Here is a 16050-nt window from a genome sequence, read left to right as displayed (position 1 = left end):
GCGGAAAAGAGAAAGTACGGGGCTAAGCCCCCTTCTCCAGCTCGCTCGGGAACTTTATCGCGTCGAACGGGCAGAGCTGGTTGCAGACGCCGCATCCGGTGCATAGCAGGTTGTCTATCCTGACCTTGTTGGTATCCGGCTCGTAAACGAGCGCCGGACAGCCGGTCAGGAGTATGCAGGCCTTGCAGCCGGTACACTTGTCCTCGACGACAACCGGTATCTCTCCTATCTCGCCGCGCCTTATGACCGGAATGACGCACTCCTGCTTCGCTATTATCACTGCCGGCCCTTCAACCTGCATCGCTTCCTTTATGGCCTCCCTCGTTGCCTTGAGGTCGTAGGGGTCAACGGTCTTGACGTACTTAACTCCTAACGCCTTGACGAGGGCCTCTATGTCAATCTCGTTGAACTTCCTGCCGGTCTCACTCCCGCCCGTTCCCGGATGAGGCTGGTGGCCGGTCATCGCGGTGGTTCTGTTGTCGAGTATCATCACCAGAACGTTCAGGTTCTTGTAGACGGCATCAACCAGCGGCTGGATTCCGTTGTGGAAGAACGTCGAATCACCGATGGTGGCTATCACCTTCTTGTTCAGCGCCACGCTCTGGCCGTTGGCCAGGCTTATGCTAGCGCCCATCACGTACTCGGTCCAGATGGCTTCGAGCGGTGGGAGGAGCGAGAGGGCGTAGCAGCCTATGTCGCCGTGTATCGGGACGCTGTATCTGCCGAGCTTGAGGTCCCTCAGAGCGTCCAGCGCGGCCCTGTAGGAGCCCCTGTGAGGACAGCCTGGGCACATCCCAGGGGGTCTCTTCGGGGCGAGGCTTTCGGCGAGCTTGACCTCCTCCGGCTTCTCGTAGGTCTCTCCCTCCTCGCCGATGAGTCTTAAGAGTGCGTTCCTGACGAGGCTTGGGGTGAGCTCGCCCTCGAGCGGGAAGTGGCCTGTCCTCTTGCCGTATATGGGCACGTTAAGACCAGCTTCGTAGGCCGCTATTTTCACCTCCTCCTCGAGGAAGGGCGCGCCGTCCTCAACCACTATCGCGAAGTCCACGCCCTTGAGGAACTCAACGACGAGCTTCCTCGGAAGCGGGTGCGGCGTTGAGAGCTTGAGGACCTTGAAATCACCGTCGATCTTCGGGAGAGCCTCGCGCACGTAGTTGTAGGGCGCGCCCTCGACGATGATTCCGATCCTTCCCCCGCCCTCGACCCAGTTGAAGGACATCGAGTTGAACTCCTCCTCTATCTTTGCCAGCGTCTCGTTCAGCCATCTGTGCCTCTTCCTGTTGCCCTCCATACTCGCTCTAACGTAGCGCTCGATGTCCTTCTTGAACTTCGGCTCGCGCTCCAGCTCGACGAACTCTCCAACTTCCACATCGGCCGTCGTGTGGTTCACCCTCGTGGTAGTCCTGAAGATGACCGGGACTTTATACTTCTCGCTCAGCTCGTAGGCGTAGATGATTAAATCGTGGGCCTCCTGCGGGTCTGCGGGCTCAAGAACCGGCAAAAGCGAGATTTTTCCATAATACCTGTCGTCCTGCTCGGTCTGGCTGGTGTGCGGTCCGGGGTCGTCGGCGACGAGGATTACGAGGCCACCTTCAACGCCGGAATAGGCGAGACTCATGAGAGGGTCGGCGGCGACGTTGAGACCGACGCACTTCATGGTGACAAGCGTTCTTAAGCCGGTGTACGCAACTCCCGCGGCTTCCTCAAGGGCGACCTTCTCGTTGGGAGCCCACTCGGCGAATACCTCCGGCTTCAGATGGGCTATCGTTTCAATGACCTCGGTTGATGGCGTTCCAGGATAACCTGTGGCGAAGGCGACGCCGCTCTCCAGGGCGCCGTAGGCTATCGCCTCGTTCCCCATGAGAAGTTTTCTTTCCCTTTTTTTGGCCTTGGGCTCGGCCGAGTCAGAAGGGTAAGCCTTAACCGCTTCCATATTACCACCGCTCAAACTTGTATCGAAGGGTTAAAACTCTACCTTCAGAAAAACCCCGAGGAAAACTGAAAAATTTTCGGAAAATCATCGCCGTTTTTTCTCGTTCTTGCCGTAGTGGACCTCGTTGTGCGTCCGGAAGAAGGTTCTCGTCATGGTCTCCGAGCGCCATTCTTTGGGAACCATGATGAAGAGGGTTCCTAGGATGAATGCAACCACTGTGATGACGCCGGCAAGGGGTGCGTAATCGGAAAAGCCCCAGAACATGATGAGAAACGGAACGCTGATAATCCCGATCACTATGGAGGCGAAGAGCACCGTGAGGAGCTTGTATCCGTACCGCTCCATGAAGAGACCGGGATCCATCTCGTTTACCTCCGTTTCCTATCGTCGTAGAAGTACTTGCTGAACACCTTGGCCTGGGCGTCGAGTATTCTCCTGTTCACGAGGCTGCGGACGGCAACAAGGGCCACTACCAGACCCCCGAAGAAGAGGCCTAGGTACTTCAACGCCACGTATGCCCAGATGCCGATGATCGCGAACATACCCAGGATTATCATGCCAAAAATCCCGAGCAAGATTTTGTACCCGTACCTCTCCATGAAGAGGTCGAAATCCACCACAACCACCGTATGAGTTTTATCCTCTTCAACGTAAAAGCCTTTCGGGAGGCTTAAATACTCTCCCTGATAAATGGGTACGTGGTGAAGATGAAGGTTCGCGAACTTTTGGAAATCCTGGACGAGACGATAGCGACGGTGAGGATAGCCATCGTTTCCAACCAGCAGAGGGCCTTTGAAAGTCCCCACACCAGCTACGAGTTCACGCAGAGGGCGATTGAGCTCCAGGAGGACCTTGACGATCTCCTGAAAGCCAGAGATGCCCTGGCAAAGCTCGACCCGGAAGACGATGTTGAGAACCACTACTCCCAGGAGGAGCTTGAGGAGTTTTTAAAGCTCTTGGAGCTTCTCAGAACGGCTGAACCGCATGCCTTCTAAAACCTGCTGGGGTGGTGGTATGGACTTCCGGGAGATTGAAAGGAAGGTCGTCGCCTTCCGCGAGGAGAGGGGCTGGGGGAGATACCACACGCCGAAGAACCTGGCCATATCCGCGGCGGTCGAGCTGGGCGAGCTTTTAGAGCACTTTCAGTGGGAAAGCGATGGGGAGATACTCGAGGCGGTGAAAGACCCGGCCAAAAAGGAGGCAATAGCAGACGAAGTAGCCGATGTCGTGATTTACCTAACCCTCCTCGCCCACGAACTGGGCATAGACCTCGATGAGGCGGTTGAGAGGAAGCTGGAGAAGAATGGGAGGAAGTATCCAATCAGGACTTGAAGGTCTCTCTGAGCTTCTCGATTTCTTTCTCGTTCAGCCTGTTCTTTACCCACCGCTCCTTTAGGCTCAGGTTCTCGTCCTCCAAATCGAGAACTGCCTTCCTGACCCCTCCCCTGGGGTGAGCGCAGTCACCTTCCCAGCGGGGAATCACGTGGAGGTGAAGGTGCGGAACGGTCTGGCCGGCTTCCCTCCCCAGGTTCATTCCCACGTTGAAGGCGTCCGGCTTCAGGGTTTCCCTCAGCTTCTCCATCGCCAGCTCCATGCCCCTTATCAGGGCGGCCTTTTCCTCCCCGCTCAGCTTCCACCAGCTCTCGACGTGCCTCCTCGGAACCACCAGGAGGTGGCCCCTGTTCGCGGGGTAGGAGTCGATTAAAATTCTGATCAGCTCATCCTCGTAAAGGATTACCTCGGACCTTGCGCTGCAGAACGGGCACTCCATTGGAAACACCAAAGGCTTAAAACAGGTTCGGAATAAAAAGCCCTCGGTGAGTGCGGTGGACGATACCTTGGAGGTTATGAAGAAAAGCTACCAGAGGTTCCTGGCCGTTGGCCTCGGCCTCATGCTGATCGCGTTCCTCCTGATGATATGGCAGCCGCTGGGCAGACAGAACTCTCTGATACTGGCGGTGATAGTCTTTCTGGTGGCGTTTCTGCCGCTGGAGTTCGCACGCAGGATAGCGAGAAAGATGGCCCTCGTGGCTTTGAAAGGTGAATAGAAAAGCTTAATTAGACCGCCCGAGAATTACGGGAAGAGTGTAGAGGAGTGACGATAATCCGTTAGAGGTGATGTAAAATGGCGTTTGTACCACCACAGGCAGGCTACGACAGGGCGATTACCGTTTTCAGCCCTGACGGAAGGCTCTTCCAGGTGAACTATGCCCGGGAGGCAGTGAAGAGGGGCGCCACCGCCGTCGGCGTCAAGTGGAAGAACGGCGTCGTCCTCGCGGTGGAGAAGAGGATAACGAGCAAGCTCATCGAGCCGAGCAGCTACGAAAAGATTTTCCAGATCGACGACCACATAGCCGCGGCTCCAAGCGGCATCATAGCCGACGCCCGCGTTCTTGTGGACAGGGCCAGGCTGGAGGCCCAGGTTTACAGGCTTACCTACGGCGAACCCGTTCCGCTCACCGTTCTGGTGAAGAAGATCTGCGATCTCAAGCAGGCCCACACCCAGTACGGCGGTGTGAGGCCCTTCGGTGCCGCCCTGCTCATGGCGGGCGTGAACGACAAACCCGAGCTCTACGAGACCGACCCGAGCGGGGCTTACTTCGAGTGGAAGGCCGTGGCAATAGGCAGCGGCAGGAACACCGCCATGGCGATCTTCGAGGAGCACTACACCGACGACATAGACATGGGCGGGGCAGTGAAGCTCGCGATAATGGCCCTGGCGAAGACCCTTGAGGAGCCGAGTGCGGATGGCATAGAGGTTGCCTACATAACCACGGACGACAAGCGCTGGAAGAAGCTCTCCAGGGAGGAGGTCGAGAAGTACCTCTCGGAGATACTGGAAGAGGTCAAGGAAGAGGAAGTCGAGGAGAGGGAAGAGGACTACTCCGAACTCGACCAGAACTACTGAGGTGACGGGCGATGCCCATAGGTGTGGATAAAGCCGTCATCGCCCGTCTGAAGACGCACGGCGAGACGTTTGAGATACTCGTTGACCCGTACCTTGCGAGGGACTTCAAGGAGGGCAGGGACGTCCCGATAGAGGATGTCCTCGCCACCCCTTACGTTTTCAAGGACGCCCACAAGGGCGACAAGGCCAGCGAGCACGAGATGGAGAAGATATTCGGAACCAGCGACCCCTACGAGGTGGCCAAGGTAATCCTCCGCAAGGGAGACGTCCAGCTCACCGCGGAGCAGAGGCGGCAGATGCTCGAGGACAAGAGGCGCTACATAGCGACGGTAATACACAGGCATGCGGTTGACCCCAGAACGGGTTTTCCCCACCCCGTTGACAGGATTCTCCGGGCGATGGACGAGGCCGGTGTCCACGTTGACCTGTTCAAGGACGCCGAGGCGCAGATTCCGGGAGTCATCAAGGCCATACGACCGCTCCTCCCGATAAAGATGGAGATGAAGGTCATCGCCGTGAAGGTGCCCGGTGATTACGTTGGAAAGGCCTACGGGGAGATCAGGAAGTTCGGAAAGATAAAGCGTGAGGAGTGGGGAAGCGACGGCTCGTGGATGTTCCTCATAGAGATTCCGGGAGGAATTGAAGAGGAGTTTTATGAGAAACTTAACGCCCTCACAAGGGGCGAGGCGGTAACTAAACTGATAGAGAGGAAGGGACTATGAGGCGGATTTTTGTAAAGAGTAGGGAACTTGTGGTCCCGGGCACTTTACTTGCCCAGGGGCCGTTTAAGAACGGAAGAGGGACCTTCAGGGAAGGCAACAGGATATACTCCACTGTCGTGGGGCTCGTTGAGATAAGGGGCGACACCATACGTGTTATCTCGCTCGAGGGGCCGTACATACCCGAGGTCGGCGACAACGTCATAGGGAAGATAGTGGACGTCAGGTTCTCAAACTGGACGGTTGACATAGGCGCCCCGTATCAGGCGGGCCTCCGCGTTCAGGACGCCACGGAGGAGCGCATCGACCTGGCAAAGACGGACCTGCGTAGGATATTTGACATAGGGGACATAATCTACGCCAGGATAAAGGCGTACAACGAGATAAACCAGATAGACCTCACCACGAAGGGCATGCCCTTCAGGGGCGGTCCCCTGCGCGGGGGGCAGATAGTGGAGATAACCCCCTCCAAGGTGCCCAGGCTCATAGGTAAGGGCGGTTCGATGATAAACCTCATCAAGAAGCTGACCGGCACGAGGATAATCGTCGGCCAGAACGGCTGGGTGTGGGTCAGCGGAAAGAACGAGGAGCTCGAAAAGCTGGCCATCGATGCCATCCTCAAGGTGAACAGGGAGAGCCACACTCAGGGACTGACCGACAGGGTCAAGGAGCTTCTCATGACCAGGCTCCAGGAGCTCAAGGAGCGGGGAGTTATTGAGGAGATACCGCAGATTGAGGAACCAACCGCTGGAAAGGGTGAGGGAGAATGATGGGCAAGCCCGAGGATTTAAAGCTCATAGATGAGAACGGAAAGAGAGTCGATGGGAGAAAGAAGTACGAATTGAGGCCCATTAAGATGGAAGTTGGTGTTCTAAAGAACGCTGATGGCTCCGCCTACGTTGAGTGGGGTAAGAACAAGATCCTGGCCGCGGTTTACGGGCCGAGAGAGATACACCCCAAGCACCTCCAGAGGCCGGACAGAGCTATTTTGCGCGTCCGCTACAACATGGCCCCCTTCAGCGTCGAGGAGAGGAAGAAGCCCGGCCCGGACAGGAGAAGCGTTGAGATAAGCAAGGTCATAAGGGGCGCCCTTGAGCCAGCGCTCATACTCGAGATGTTCCCCAGGACTTCTATAGACCTGTTCATTGAGGTTCTCCAGGCCGATGCGGGAACGCGCGTCGCTGGAATAACAGCAGCCTCACTCGCCCTCGCCGACGCGGGTGTGCCGATGAGGGACCTCGTCGCCGCCTGCGCCGCGGGCAAGATAGAGGGCGAGATAGTGCTCGACCTCAACAAGGACGAGGACAACTACGGTGAGGCCGACGTTCCGGTGGCGATAATGCCGCTCAAGAACGACATCACCCTCCTACAGATGGACGGGTACCTCACGAAGGATGAGTTCGTCGAGGCCGTGAGGCTCGCCATCAAGGGTGCCAAGGCGGTCTATCAGAAGCAGCGCGAGGCGCTGAAGGTCAAGTATCTCAAAATAGCCGAGGAGGTCGGTGGAGGTGAGTGAGATGGAAATAATGGCGGGCATAATGCGCGACCACATCCTGGCGCTCCTCAAGGAAGGCAAGCGCGTGGACGGCCGCGGCCTTGAAGACTACAGGGACCTCGAAATCAAGGTCAACGTCATCGAGAAGGCCGAGGGCTCCGCATGGGTCAGGCTCGGCAACACCCAGGTTCTCGTGGGCGTGAAGGTCGACATGGGAGAGCCCTTCCCTGACCTCCCGGACAGGGGCGTCATAACGACCAACGTGGAGCTCGTTCCCCTTGCCTCCCCGAGCTTTGAGCCCGGCCCGCCGGACGAGAACGCCATAGAACTCGCCCGTGTGGTTGACAGGGGTATAAGGGAGAGCCAGGCAGTTGAGCTTGAGAAGCTCGTCATAGTTCCGGGCAAGCTCGTCCGCGTCGTTTTCATAGACGTCCACGTCCTCGACCACGACGGCAACCTCCTCGACGCGAGCGGCATCGGCGCGATAGCGGCCCTGCTCAGCACCAGGATGCCGAAGGTGGTCTACAACGAGGAGACCGACGAGGTCGAGGTTCTCGACGAGTACGAGCCCCTCCCGGTCAGGAGGATACCGATACCGGTTACCATGGCCAAGATCGGTCCGAACATCCTCGTTGACCCGAACCTCGATGAGGAGCGCGTCATGGACGGCAGGATAATCATAACCACCGACGAGAACGCCATGATATCCTCCGTCCAGAAGAGCGAGGGCGGTTCGTTCAAGCTTGAGGAGGTCATGTATGCGGTTGACACCGCGATAAAGAAGGCCGCCGAGATACGGGAGAAGGTTCTTGAGGCCGTTAAGGCCGAGTGACCTTTTCCCCTTTGGTGATTTTTATGGACCTTGTGGACGCCATCGCAGTGGCCGTGATGGTGCTGTTCACGCTCCAGTTTCTTGCACTGGCGGTTAGGGGCGGCTCAAAAAAGGAGCTTTTTCTGACCCTCGCACTGTGGTCAATGAGCCTCGGCGTCTGGGTTATCTACAGTGCCTCCGTTGAGGGGGGATGGGACTTTTACGCGTACGTATCCCTAATGTTCGCCGCGGTCACGTTCCTCCTGAGCGTTTTTGGACTTTATCGGCTGCGTGAGGAGGAAGGACTGGGCGAATTTCAGAAAGAGATATAAACACAAATGCCCAAAATAATCCAGCCTTATGATTAATTGGGGGGAACGGTTATGGGATTGTTTGACAGCCTTAAGAAGAAGGACGAAAAGCCCAAGCCCAAGAAGAAGCCGCCGGCGGCGGTTAAGAAGAGTGTTGCCGCTCCTAGGCGTGACATCGATGTCGTTCCTCTTGAGGAGGATGTTATTGCTAAGGAGATAGTCAAGCCCCAGATCAGGTACCTCAAGAAGATCGTCGTCACCAGCTACGCCGATCTTGAGAGGATATCCGAGGAGCTCCAGAACGGCAACATAATCCTGGTCGACCTCACCCCGCTCGAGGTCAAACCGGAGGTTCTTGAGAAGGTCGCGGAGCAGCTCAAGGGTATGGTCGGGGCCCTCGGCGGTCAGGCCGCTAAAATATGCAAGCACGAGATAAAGCTCATTCTCGTCCCGTCGGACATCAAGATAGCCAAGTGATTTCCTTTTTGGCCCTTTCTACTTCTGCCTACCATGGATTTATAAAGGGGTCGGTCCCTCTATTCTCCGGTGGTGTGAGATGACGGAAGGTGAGAAACCCCGGGTTGATGTGGGAGAGGCAGATGATATTCAGGTCATCTCTCTTGGGGACTGTCCGATCTGCGGCGGCAAGGGCACGCTTAAGGCCATGCAGTACATCCACGAGATACCCTACTTCGGCAGGGTCATGGAGAGCACGATATTCTGTGAGAAATGTGGCTACAGGAACGCTGACGTTGTGATGCTGGAGGACAGGCCCCCGAAGCTCTACACGGTTCGCGTTGAGGAGGAGAAGGACCTCTTCACCCGCGTCGTCAGGAGCAAGAGCGGAACAATCGAGCTGGACGAGATTGGTGTCAAGATAGAGCCCGGTCCCGCGGCGGAGGGCTTCGTCAGTAACGTGGAGGGCGTTCTCGAGCGCGTTCGCGAGACCCTCCTCATGGCGAGGGAGTTCAAAAAGCAGGAGGGCGACGAGGAAGCGGTGCGCAGGGCGGACGAGGTGCTTGATTATATCAACGCCGTCAAGGACGGCAAAAAGCCTCTGACGGTCAGTATAATGGACCCCCTCGGCAACAGCGCCCTCATCGGTGAGAAGGTGAAGAGCCGCCTGCTGACGCAGGAGGAAATCGATAGCCTCAGCCTCGGCCCCTACGTCACGGTCGAGCCCGAGGCTGGAGAGGATACCCCAGAGGAGAACCCCGAAGGCGGCTCTTAGAGATAGACTGCCTCCCTCGACAGGAGGTCCTCGATAAGATTGTTTACCCACTCCTTTCGGCTTTTTCTTGAGAGATGGATTATACCTTCAACCTGGACCCCGTAGCGCTCCCTCATCTCCTCCCTGCTCATGGGCTCCTTAAAGAGAAACGGCCTCTCTATCGTGAAGGCGTAGCCGTACCCCCTGATATACCCTCCCAGCCAGCGCTTTCCGTTTTCTCCGTGAACCAGGGTTAAACCGCTGGTCTCCCCGGTCATCTCCCACAGCGTGTCCAGGTCAGCCCTTATGACCTCCCCGACTTCGAAGCCCCCCGCTATGGTGCCCCTTCTTGTCAGGGTCTGCTCCTCGTGGAGGCCGAGCCTTCTCAGTGTATCCCTGAGCTCGTAGGGGTTCCCCCTCGCCACGTAGAGAAATACCGTGTCTCCCTCCCCGAACGCCCTGCTCTTCCTGAGCTCTACCGTTTTCAGTCCCCGGAATATCAGCTCCGCGTAGACCTGGTGGAGCGCTATCACGTGCTCCATGGTCTCACCGCCCTTCCCTCGCGGATAATCTTTTAAAACCTTCGATGATTACTATTGATGGGGGTTACGGTGAGCCAGGTCAAAGTATCTCCCAGGCGTGGGGGGCTTACGGTAGCCGCTTTATCCCTCCTGCTCTCCGTCGTTGCCCTTTGGTGGGGTTTTGAGTTTTTGGGGCAGTTCCTCGTGATCTTCGGGTTCATAGTTCTGGCCCTCTCCTTCGAACGGACCGTTATCGCTGGAGATTACGGGGTTCGGGTTAGGAAAAAGGGAGCCACCTTTGAGGTAGAGGTCTTTCGGGATAAGAGAAGGGTGTGGCGCGGAAACGTATCGGACTACGCCGAATTCGGCGATTTTGCCTTTGATGTAAGGGGCAGAAGGGTGGCGGTCGTTTACAGAGGGGAGGAAGTTGGACTGCTCCCGTGAGGCAGTTCTGCCCCGAACAGGGAGAAGGGGAAGTCAGGCTCCCCTGAGGCTTAGCGAGGCTTTCACGATGTCGCTTACCACGCCACTTGCCGTCTCCTTCAATCCTGCCCCGGCCCCCTTGATGACCAGCTCGCCGAGCAGGTCGGTCCTTATTACTGCGGCGTTCTCGTGGCTCTCAACTGCGAGGGGGCTTCCGAGCGGTACCTCCCGCGGTTCGACGACGACCTTTCCCTTCTCCACGGCGGCAACGAGCCTTATCGTCCTTCCGCGCTCCCGGGCCCTCCTCACCTCCCCGGATGTGACCTCCGCTATTCCCTTGACCGCTATATCGTCAAATGTTATCGGGTGGAATGCGAGGCAGTGGAGCACGGTCGCCTTGTAGCCCGCGTCGATGCCCAGGACATCGCCGCTTGGGTCTCTTTCAGCTATTCCGAGCCTTTGGGCGGTTTTTAGGGCCCTCTCGAAGTCCTGCCCCATCTCCATCTGGCTCAGAATGAAGGTCGTGGTGGCGTTGAGCACCGCCTCCATGCCTTCAATTGAGTCTGCGAGGATGCCCTCGCGCAGGAGGGTGATGATTGGCGTGCCCGCCATCACGGTGGCCTCGAAGAGGTACGGAAGGTCTCTTTTCTCGGCTTCCCCGATGAGGTCGGCGTAGTGAAAGGCCAGGGGCGGTTTGTTGCTCGTAACAATCCCTCTGCCATCCCTGAGTGCCGCCAGATGCCACTCGTGGGCGTTTTTGTCGTTGGTCACGTCCACGATTATGTCGGCATCTATTTCCCTCACGGCCTCCTTTGGTGTGAGGCTGTAAACCTCGTAGTCGTTGGTCCAGGAGGAGAGCTTTCCGAAGGTCTCCTTAACCGCGAGGGCCTCGCGCATATCCATTCCCTCTGGGAGCCACACCACCCCGCTCGTGTCCGCTACGCTCACGACCCTGAACTTCAGCCGGTACCTCTCACGGAAGAACGCCTCCTTGCTGAGGAGAACGCGCGCGACTGCCCGTCCGACGTTCCCAAAACCGAAGAGCGAGAGCTTCACCTCTCTCACGCGCATCACCGTAAGAAGAGGGAGAAAAGGGGCTTAAATCCTTTCACTTGTTGAGGATCACTTTTATGATGTCCATGTCCCTGACGATGCCGACGAGCTCGCCCTCGCCCCGGATGACGGGCAGCTGCTCTATCTCGTACTTGACCATCTTCTGGGCGACGTCGTAGACGCTCATGTGCGGTGTCGCAACGACCAGCTCGCGGTTCATTATGTCCTCAACGGGCTTCTTTGGCAGCTGGAGCTCGGCCTTCTCGAAGAGGAGCGTCGGGTTGCTCTCGAGTATCCAGTCCTCCTCGCTCGAGGCGGAGAGGGCGGTGCTCTTCATGACGCGGATAACCTCGCTGTCCTTGAGGATGTCCGTCTCGTCCACCATTCCAACCAGGTTGCCTTCGTCGTCGATGACCGGGATGGCCATGGCGTTGCACAGGAGGAGGGCCTTGAGAGCGGCCTTGAGCGGCGTTCCCCTCCAGACAACACCCACGTTCTTCTGGTAGTAGTCCTCTATCGTCACGTTCTTCAGCTTCTCGTTCTTGGCGAGGTATCTGCGCACTATGTCGCCGACTGTTAGAACGCCTATAACCCTGTTCTCCTCATCAACGACGACGACACGCCTGTAGTCCATCTCCAGCATCGCCCTGACGGCCTTTTTGAGGTCGTCGTTGGGTTTGACTGCCGGCACGTCCCTCTTAACCAGCATTGCTAGCTGCTCCTCATCAGGGTGAAGCAGAACCCGCTTTATACTTATGATCCCGACGAGGGCCTTGGTGTTCTTGTTGATTACGGGAAATGACCTTACCTTATGCTTTCTGAAGAGCTCGAGGGCGTATCCCCTCGTGGCTGGAAGCTCCACAACCACCGGCTCCGAAGTCATCAAAGTCTTCACACGCATTTCCTTCACCACCGCTTTAAGTTAAAGCGCCCTCCTCCTATTTTAAGCTTTTCATTCAAAAATTGACAAAAAAGTGAGGGGGGCCTCAGCCCGCCAGAACTGAGAGGAAAACACCCGCGGCGACAGCGGTTCCGATGACTCCTGCAACGTTCGGCCCCATGGCGTGCATGAGGATGAAGTTCCCCGGGTCCTCCTCGCTGGCCATCCTCTGGACGACGCGAGCCGACATCGGGACCGCTGAAACGCCAGCCGCCCCTATCATCGGGTTTATCCTTCCTCCGGAGAGCTTCATCATGAGCTTCCCGAAGAGCACACCGCCGGCGGTGGCGCTGGCGAAGGCAACGATACCGAGGCCGAGGATCATCAGGGTCTCCTGGGTGAGGAAGCTGTCGGCCCTCATGGTCGAACCGACACCGAGGCCGAGGAAGATGGTGACGATGTTCATGAGCTCCTCCTGGGCGGCCCTGCTGAGCCTCTCGACGACACCGCTCTCGCGGAAGAGGTTGCCTATCATGAGCATTCCGACGAGCGGGGCGGCGCTCGGAACGAGGAGGCCGATGACGATCATGCTGATTATGGGGAAGATTATCTTCTCCCTCTTGGACACGGGCCTGAGCTGCTCCATTCTGATTTTTCTCTCCTCCCTGGTCGTGAGGGCCCTGATGATGGGTGGCTGAATGAGCGGAACCAGGCTCATGTAGCTGTAAGCAGCGACCGCCGTCGCTCCCAGTATCTCGGGCGCGAGCTTTGTGGTGAGGTATATCGTCGTCGGCCCGTCGGCGCCACCGATGATTCCTATCGAAGCGGCCTGGTGCAGGTTGAAGCCGAGGGCCAGTGCGGTGAGCATCGCTATGAACACACCTATCTGTGCCGCCGCACCCATGAGCGCCGTCTTGGGGTCGGCTATCATCGGCCCGAAGTCGGTCATGGCTCCTAGGCCGAAGAATATCAGGAGCGGCACTATCTCCGTCCTGATGAGGGTGTAGTAGATTATGTCAAAGATGCCTGGAGGTCCGTACTGCTGGTTGAGGTAGCTCAGCGTTGCGAAGATGTTGTCCGCTATGTGCTCGGGCAGGTTCGGGGCTATGGGCCAGTTGGCCAGGTGGCCGAGCGGGATGTTCACCAGCACGGCGCTTATGCCTATCGGGAGGAGCAGGAGGGGCTCCATCTCGTAGCGTATGGCCAGGTAAACGAGCGCCAGACCGACGGCTATCATCACCACGTTGCCCCAGCTGAGGTTGAGCAGCCCCATTCCCTGGAAGAACGCTATTATCGATTCCATCAGTCCCGCCATCTGTCCTCACCCTAGCTCTATTAGTGCCTGTCCGGTGTCCACGGTGTCGCCCTCTTTGACGAGGATCTTCTTAACCACTCCGTCCTTTGGAGCGGGGATTTCGTTTTCCATCTTCATTGCTTCCAGGACGAGGAGGCCCTGTCCGGTCTTAACCTCTTCGCCCTCTTTCACGAGTATTCTCAAAATCTTACCCGGCATTGGGGCCGTCACGGCACCCTCGCCGGCGGGAGCGGGAGTCGGAGCCGCAGGGGCAACCGGAGCCGGAGCGGGGGCGGCCGTGGGAGCGGGAACGCTCGGGGCACTCGGGGCGCTCGCGGCGGGAACCGCGCTCAGGGCACCCACGTCGATTCCAAGCCCCTTCGCTTCAACGGTGTACTCCTTGTCCTCAAAGGCGACCTTAAAGCGGCCGCCTCCGAGTTCCTCAACCTCAACCTCGTATTCAACACCATCGACGATGACCTTAACCTTCGCCATCTTCACCACTTCCCAATTTCATAGTTGAAGTCCTCAACTTCCTCCATGCTCGACTGAACGCCGTATAGGCGCCAGGCGTCTGAAACCTTCCTCCTGAATGGCAGGGGCCTGAGCTGGGCGGCCTTCTCGGCGGTGTACGCGAGAACCGCGGCGGTTACAACCGCGAGGTCCCTCGGCGGTATGGCGGGCTTCTCCTCCCTGGCCGCGGCGGTCGGCGCGGGGGCGGGGGCCTCCTTCTCAACGAGCCTTCTCTCGCTCCAGCCCACGAAGTAGAGAACGACCGCCAGTATGCTGAGCACCATGAAGACTATGGTAACGCCCAGCACCGTCAGGTTCAGGCCCTCCATGAACTCGCTCATTACTACCATGCTAACACCTCACAGGGGTATGTTGCCGTGCTTCTTCGGCGGCAGCTTGACGCGTTTGCTCTCGAGGGCCTCGAGTGCGAGGATTATCTTAGCCCTGGTTTCGGCGGGGTCTATGACGTCGTCGATGTAGCCCCTCGCGGCGGCGACGTACGGGTTGGCGAACTTCTCCCTGTACTCGGCTATCTTCTGCTGCCTCACTTCCTCCGGGTTTTCGGCCGCCGCTATGTCCTTCCTGAAGATGATGTTGGCGGCTCCCTCTGGCCCCATGACGGCTATCTCCGCGGTCGGCCAGGCGAAGACGAAGTCCGCTCCAAGGTGCTTGCTTCCCATGGCGAGGTAGGCACCGCCGTAGGCCTTCCTAAGGACGATGGTGACGAGTGGAACGGTCGCCTCTGCGTAGGCGTAGAGTATCTTCGCTCCGTGTCTGATGATTCCGCCGTACTCCTGCTGGGTTCCCGGCAGGTAGCCGGGGACATCGACGAGGGTAACTATCGGGATGTTGAAGGCGTCGCAGGTTCTCACGAAGCGGGCAATCTTGTCGGAGCTGTCGATGTCGAGAACGCCCGCGAAGTGTATCGGGTTGTTGGCGACTATGCCGACGGTCTGGCCGTTCATCCTTCCGAAGCCGACGACCGCGTTCGGGGCGAAGTACGGGAGTATTTCAAGGAAGTCCGGGTTGCCGTTCTCGTCCCTGTCAACTATCTCATAGATGACCTGCCTCACGTCGTAGCCTTTGTTCGGGTCGTCGGGGACGATGGAGTAGAGGTTCTCGGTCTTCCTGAAGGGCAGGTCGTTCGTCTTGACGCGCGGCGGCTTCTCCATGTTGTTGGAGGGCAGGTAGCTCACGAGGCGCCTTATGAGCGCCAGAACCTCCTCATCGCTCTTGCCTACGAGGTGGGCCTGTCCGGCGCGCTGGGCGTGAACCATGGCACCGCCGAGCTGTATCGGGGTGACCTCGACGCCGGTGACTGCCTTAACGACCTGCGGCCCGGTGATGAACATGAAGCTCGCCGGGTTGTCCACCATGAGGATGAAGTCTCCTATCGCCGGACTGTAAACAGCTCCACCGGCGCAGGGTCCCATTATCGCCGTAATCTGCGGAACAACACCGCTGAGAATCGTGTTCATCTTGAAAATATCGCCATAGCCCTTGAGCGAATCAACGCCCTCCTGAATCCTGGCACCGCCGGAGTCGTTGAGGCCTATCACCGGCGCCCCTGCTTCGAGGGCCAGCTCCATGACGCGCTTTATCTTCGCCGCGTGCATCTCACCGAGCGAGCCGCCCATGACGGTGAAATCCTGAGCGAACACGAAAACGAGTCTTCCGTCGATGGTTCCGTAGCCGGTTATGACACCATCGGCGGGCAGCTCCTTCTTATCGAGGCCGAACTCCGTTCCGCGGTGCCTGACGAAGGCACCTATCTCGACGAAGCTTCCCGGATCCAGGAGCTTCTCAATCCTCTCGCGGGCGGTCAGCTTGCCCTTGGCGTGCTGCTTTTCAACGGCAGCCTCCCCGCCCATCTCAAGAACCTTCCTCTTCCTCTCATACAGTTCGTTGACCTTTTCCTCCATGCTCATGAGAACTCCCCCTGATGGCTTGGGTGCCTTGCACTTGTAGTTTGTAAAGTTTAA

The 16050-nt window shown here is 57.9% G+C and carries 23 protein-coding genes; 12 read left to right on the top strand and 11 right to left on the bottom strand.

From position 1 onward, the window contains the following. Positions 1-22: 22 nt before the first annotated feature. The 3 genes from iorA to FPV09_RS06740 all read right to left on the bottom strand — a co-directional run bounded on the left by iorA (position 23) and on the right by FPV09_RS06740 (position 2556). Positions 23-1930, bottom strand: coding sequence for an indolepyruvate ferredoxin oxidoreductase subunit alpha (iorA, locus tag FPV09_RS06750; RefSeq protein WP_148882815.1), 1908 nt, complete (start codon positions 1928-1930; stop codon positions 23-25). An 84-nt stretch (positions 1931-2014) separates the two neighbouring features. Continuing rightward, entirely contained in the window at positions 2015-2293 is a 279-nt protein-coding gene (locus FPV09_RS06745) for a hypothetical protein (protein WP_148882814.1), read from the bottom strand. 5 nt (positions 2294-2298) lie between these two features. Beyond that, a complete protein-coding gene (locus FPV09_RS06740) occupies positions 2299-2556 on the bottom strand; it encodes a hypothetical protein (protein ID WP_342781698.1) in 258 nt (85 codons plus the stop codon). A gap of 81 nt (positions 2557-2637) precedes the next feature. Here FPV09_RS06740 and FPV09_RS06735 point away from each other — a divergent pair, with 81 nt between their 5' ends. Together FPV09_RS06735 and FPV09_RS06730 are read left to right on the top strand one after the other, a co-directional pair. Next, a complete protein-coding gene (locus FPV09_RS06735) occupies positions 2638-2925 on the top strand; it encodes a hypothetical protein (protein ID WP_148883742.1) in 288 nt (95 codons plus the stop codon). A gap of 19 nt (positions 2926-2944) precedes the next feature. Beyond that, a complete protein-coding gene (locus tag FPV09_RS06730; protein WP_148882813.1) occupies positions 2945-3262 on the top strand; it encodes a nucleotide pyrophosphohydrolase in 318 nt (105 codons plus the stop codon). On the opposite strand, the gene FPV09_RS06725 is transcribed toward FPV09_RS06730, so the two are convergent. Beyond that, the gene (locus FPV09_RS06725) at positions 3252-3701 is read right to left on the bottom strand and encodes an HIT family protein (protein WP_148883741.1); all 450 of its coding nucleotides are present in this window, start codon (positions 3699-3701) and stop codon (positions 3252-3254) included. The two genes, FPV09_RS06730 and FPV09_RS06725, sit on opposite strands and share 11 nt — an antisense overlap. A gap of 46 nt (positions 3702-3747) precedes the next feature. On the opposite strand from FPV09_RS06725, the gene FPV09_RS06720 reads away from it, so the two are divergent. From FPV09_RS06720 to FPV09_RS06680, 9 genes are all read left to right on the top strand, one after another. After that, the gene (locus FPV09_RS06720) at positions 3748-3978 is read left to right on the top strand and encodes a hypothetical protein (protein WP_240703258.1); all 231 of its coding nucleotides are present in this window, start codon (positions 3748-3750) and stop codon (positions 3976-3978) included. Between the two features lie 77 nt (positions 3979-4055). After that, the gene (gene psmA, locus FPV09_RS06715; RefSeq protein WP_148882812.1) at positions 4056-4838 is read left to right on the top strand and encodes an archaeal proteasome endopeptidase complex subunit alpha; all 783 of its coding nucleotides are present in this window, start codon (positions 4056-4058) and stop codon (positions 4836-4838) included. Between the two features lie 11 nt (positions 4839-4849). Then, positions 4850-5560, top strand: a complete 711-nt coding sequence (locus FPV09_RS06710; protein ID WP_148882811.1) for a ribosome assembly factor SBDS — start codon at positions 4850-4852, stop codon at positions 5558-5560. After that, on the top strand, positions 5557-6327 hold the full coding sequence (gene rrp4 / locus FPV09_RS06705; RefSeq protein ID WP_148882810.1) for an exosome complex RNA-binding protein Rrp4: 771 nt from the start codon (positions 5557-5559) through the stop codon (positions 6325-6327). The genes FPV09_RS06710 and rrp4 overlap by 4 nt, the downstream gene beginning before the upstream one ends. After that, positions 6324-7073 (top strand): exosome complex exonuclease Rrp41, encoded by a 750-nt coding sequence (gene rrp41 / locus FPV09_RS06700; RefSeq protein ID WP_014012606.1) that lies wholly within the window; start codon positions 6324-6326, stop codon positions 7071-7073. Before rrp4 ends, rrp41 begins: the two co-directional genes overlap by 4 nt. Position 7074: 1 nt before the next feature. Continuing rightward, positions 7075-7884, top strand: a complete 810-nt coding sequence (gene rrp42 / locus FPV09_RS06695; RefSeq protein ID WP_014012605.1) for an exosome complex protein Rrp42 — start codon at positions 7075-7077, stop codon at positions 7882-7884. A 23-nt stretch (positions 7885-7907) separates the two neighbouring features. Then, positions 7908-8195, top strand: a complete 288-nt coding sequence (locus FPV09_RS06690; protein WP_148882809.1) for a hypothetical protein — start codon at positions 7908-7910, stop codon at positions 8193-8195. A gap of 51 nt (positions 8196-8246) precedes the next feature. Next, complete coding sequence (locus tag FPV09_RS06685) at positions 8247-8651, top strand: cell division protein SepF (protein ID WP_148882808.1); 405 nt, start codon at positions 8247-8249, stop codon at positions 8649-8651. 79 nt (positions 8652-8730) lie between these two features. Continuing rightward, on the top strand, positions 8731-9405 hold the full coding sequence (locus FPV09_RS06680) for a ZPR1 zinc finger domain-containing protein (RefSeq protein ID WP_148882807.1): 675 nt from the start codon (positions 8731-8733) through the stop codon (positions 9403-9405). Here the strand turns inward: FPV09_RS06680 and FPV09_RS06675 are convergent. Next, complete coding sequence (locus tag FPV09_RS06675; protein WP_148882806.1) at positions 9402-9926, bottom strand: ASCH domain-containing protein; 525 nt, start codon at positions 9924-9926, stop codon at positions 9402-9404. The two genes, FPV09_RS06680 and FPV09_RS06675, sit on opposite strands and share 4 nt — an antisense overlap. Positions 9927-9983: 57 nt before the next feature. Here FPV09_RS06675 and FPV09_RS06670 point away from each other — a divergent pair, with 57 nt between their 5' ends. Beyond that, complete coding sequence (locus FPV09_RS06670) at positions 9984-10349, top strand: hypothetical protein (RefSeq protein ID WP_148882805.1); 366 nt, start codon at positions 9984-9986, stop codon at positions 10347-10349. Positions 10350-10382: 33 nt separating this feature from the next. Here FPV09_RS06670 and FPV09_RS06665 read toward each other — a convergent pair whose 3' ends face one another. From FPV09_RS06665 to FPV09_RS06640, 6 genes are all read right to left on the bottom strand, one after another. Then, positions 10383-11393: a homoserine dehydrogenase gene (locus FPV09_RS06665; RefSeq protein ID WP_148883740.1), complete on the bottom strand. Its 1011-nt coding sequence runs from the start codon at positions 11391-11393 to the stop codon at positions 10383-10385. A gap of 43 nt (positions 11394-11436) precedes the next feature. Next, positions 11437-12282 carry a CBS domain-containing protein gene (locus FPV09_RS06660; protein WP_148883739.1) on the bottom strand — a complete coding sequence of 282 codons (846 nt, stop codon included), beginning with the start codon at positions 12280-12282 and terminating at the stop codon, positions 11437-11439. Positions 12283-12367: 85 nt separating this feature from the next. Beyond that, positions 12368-13576 carry a sodium ion-translocating decarboxylase subunit beta gene (locus tag FPV09_RS06655; protein WP_148882804.1) on the bottom strand — a complete coding sequence of 403 codons (1209 nt, stop codon included), beginning with the start codon at positions 13574-13576 and terminating at the stop codon, positions 12368-12370. A gap of 6 nt (positions 13577-13582) precedes the next feature. After that, on the bottom strand, positions 13583-14050 hold the full coding sequence (locus FPV09_RS06650) for a biotin/lipoyl-containing protein (RefSeq protein ID WP_148882803.1): 468 nt from the start codon (positions 14048-14050) through the stop codon (positions 13583-13585). Between the two features lie 2 nt (positions 14051-14052). Then, positions 14053-14409 carry an OadG family protein gene (locus FPV09_RS06645; RefSeq protein ID WP_058939815.1) on the bottom strand — a complete coding sequence of 119 codons (357 nt, stop codon included), beginning with the start codon at positions 14407-14409 and terminating at the stop codon, positions 14053-14055. An 18-nt stretch (positions 14410-14427) separates the two neighbouring features. After that, complete coding sequence (locus FPV09_RS06640; protein ID WP_148882802.1) at positions 14428-15996, bottom strand: carboxyl transferase domain-containing protein; 1569 nt, start codon at positions 15994-15996, stop codon at positions 14428-14430. Between the last annotated feature and the right edge of the window lie 54 nt (positions 15997-16050).

It is taken from the genome of Thermococcus aciditolerans (assembly GCF_008152015.1).
GTDB classification, from domain to species: domain Archaea; phylum Methanobacteriota_B; class Thermococci; order Thermococcales; family Thermococcaceae; genus Thermococcus; species Thermococcus celericrescens.
This window is presented reverse-complemented; position numbering and strand designations above follow the sequence as displayed.

Coding starts and splice junctions, on each gene's coding strand:
- iorA (WP_148882815.1), bottom strand. CDS start 1,930: ATGGAAGCGGTTAAGGCTTACCCTTCTGACTCGGCCGAGCCCAAGGCC.
- FPV09_RS06745 (WP_148882814.1), bottom strand. CDS start 2,293: ATGGATCCCGGTCTCTTCATGGAGCGGTACGGATACAAGCTCCTCACG.
- FPV09_RS06735 (WP_148883742.1), top strand. CDS start 2,638: ATGAAGGTTCGCGAACTTTTGGAAATCCTGGACGAGACGATAGCGACG.
- FPV09_RS06730 (WP_148882813.1), top strand. CDS start 2,945: ATGGACTTCCGGGAGATTGAAAGGAAGGTCGTCGCCTTCCGCGAGGAG.
- FPV09_RS06725 (WP_148883741.1), bottom strand. CDS start 3,701: ATGGAGTGCCCGTTCTGCAGCGCAAGGTCCGAGGTAATCCTTTACGAG.
- psmA (WP_148882812.1), top strand. CDS start 4,056: ATGGCGTTTGTACCACCACAGGCAGGCTACGACAGGGCGATTACCGTT.
- FPV09_RS06710 (WP_148882811.1), top strand. CDS start 4,850: ATGCCCATAGGTGTGGATAAAGCCGTCATCGCCCGTCTGAAGACGCAC.
- rrp4 (WP_148882810.1), top strand. CDS start 5,557: ATGAGGCGGATTTTTGTAAAGAGTAGGGAACTTGTGGTCCCGGGCACT.
- rrp41 (WP_014012606.1), top strand. CDS start 6,324: ATGATGGGCAAGCCCGAGGATTTAAAGCTCATAGATGAGAACGGAAAG.
- rrp42 (WP_014012605.1), top strand. CDS start 7,075: ATGGAAATAATGGCGGGCATAATGCGCGACCACATCCTGGCGCTCCTC.
- FPV09_RS06690 (WP_148882809.1), top strand. CDS start 7,908: ATGGACCTTGTGGACGCCATCGCAGTGGCCGTGATGGTGCTGTTCACG.
- FPV09_RS06685 (WP_148882808.1), top strand. CDS start 8,247: ATGGGATTGTTTGACAGCCTTAAGAAGAAGGACGAAAAGCCCAAGCCC.
- FPV09_RS06680 (WP_148882807.1), top strand. CDS start 8,731: ATGACGGAAGGTGAGAAACCCCGGGTTGATGTGGGAGAGGCAGATGAT.
- FPV09_RS06675 (WP_148882806.1), bottom strand. CDS start 9,926: ATGGAGCACGTGATAGCGCTCCACCAGGTCTACGCGGAGCTGATATTC.
- FPV09_RS06670 (WP_148882805.1), top strand. CDS start 9,984: ATGGGGGTTACGGTGAGCCAGGTCAAAGTATCTCCCAGGCGTGGGGGG.
- FPV09_RS06660 (WP_148883739.1), bottom strand. CDS start 12,282: ATGCGTGTGAAGACTTTGATGACTTCGGAGCCGGTGGTTGTGGAGCTT.
- FPV09_RS06655 (WP_148882804.1), bottom strand. CDS start 13,576: ATGGCGGGACTGATGGAATCGATAATAGCGTTCTTCCAGGGAATGGGG.
- FPV09_RS06650 (WP_148882803.1), bottom strand. CDS start 14,050: ATGGCGAAGGTTAAGGTCATCGTCGATGGTGTTGAATACGAGGTTGAG.
- FPV09_RS06645 (WP_058939815.1), bottom strand. CDS start 14,409: ATGAGCGAGTTCATGGAGGGCCTGAACCTGACGGTGCTGGGCGTTACC.
- FPV09_RS06640 (WP_148882802.1), bottom strand. CDS start 15,996: ATGAGCATGGAGGAAAAGGTCAACGAACTGTATGAGAGGAAGAGGAAG.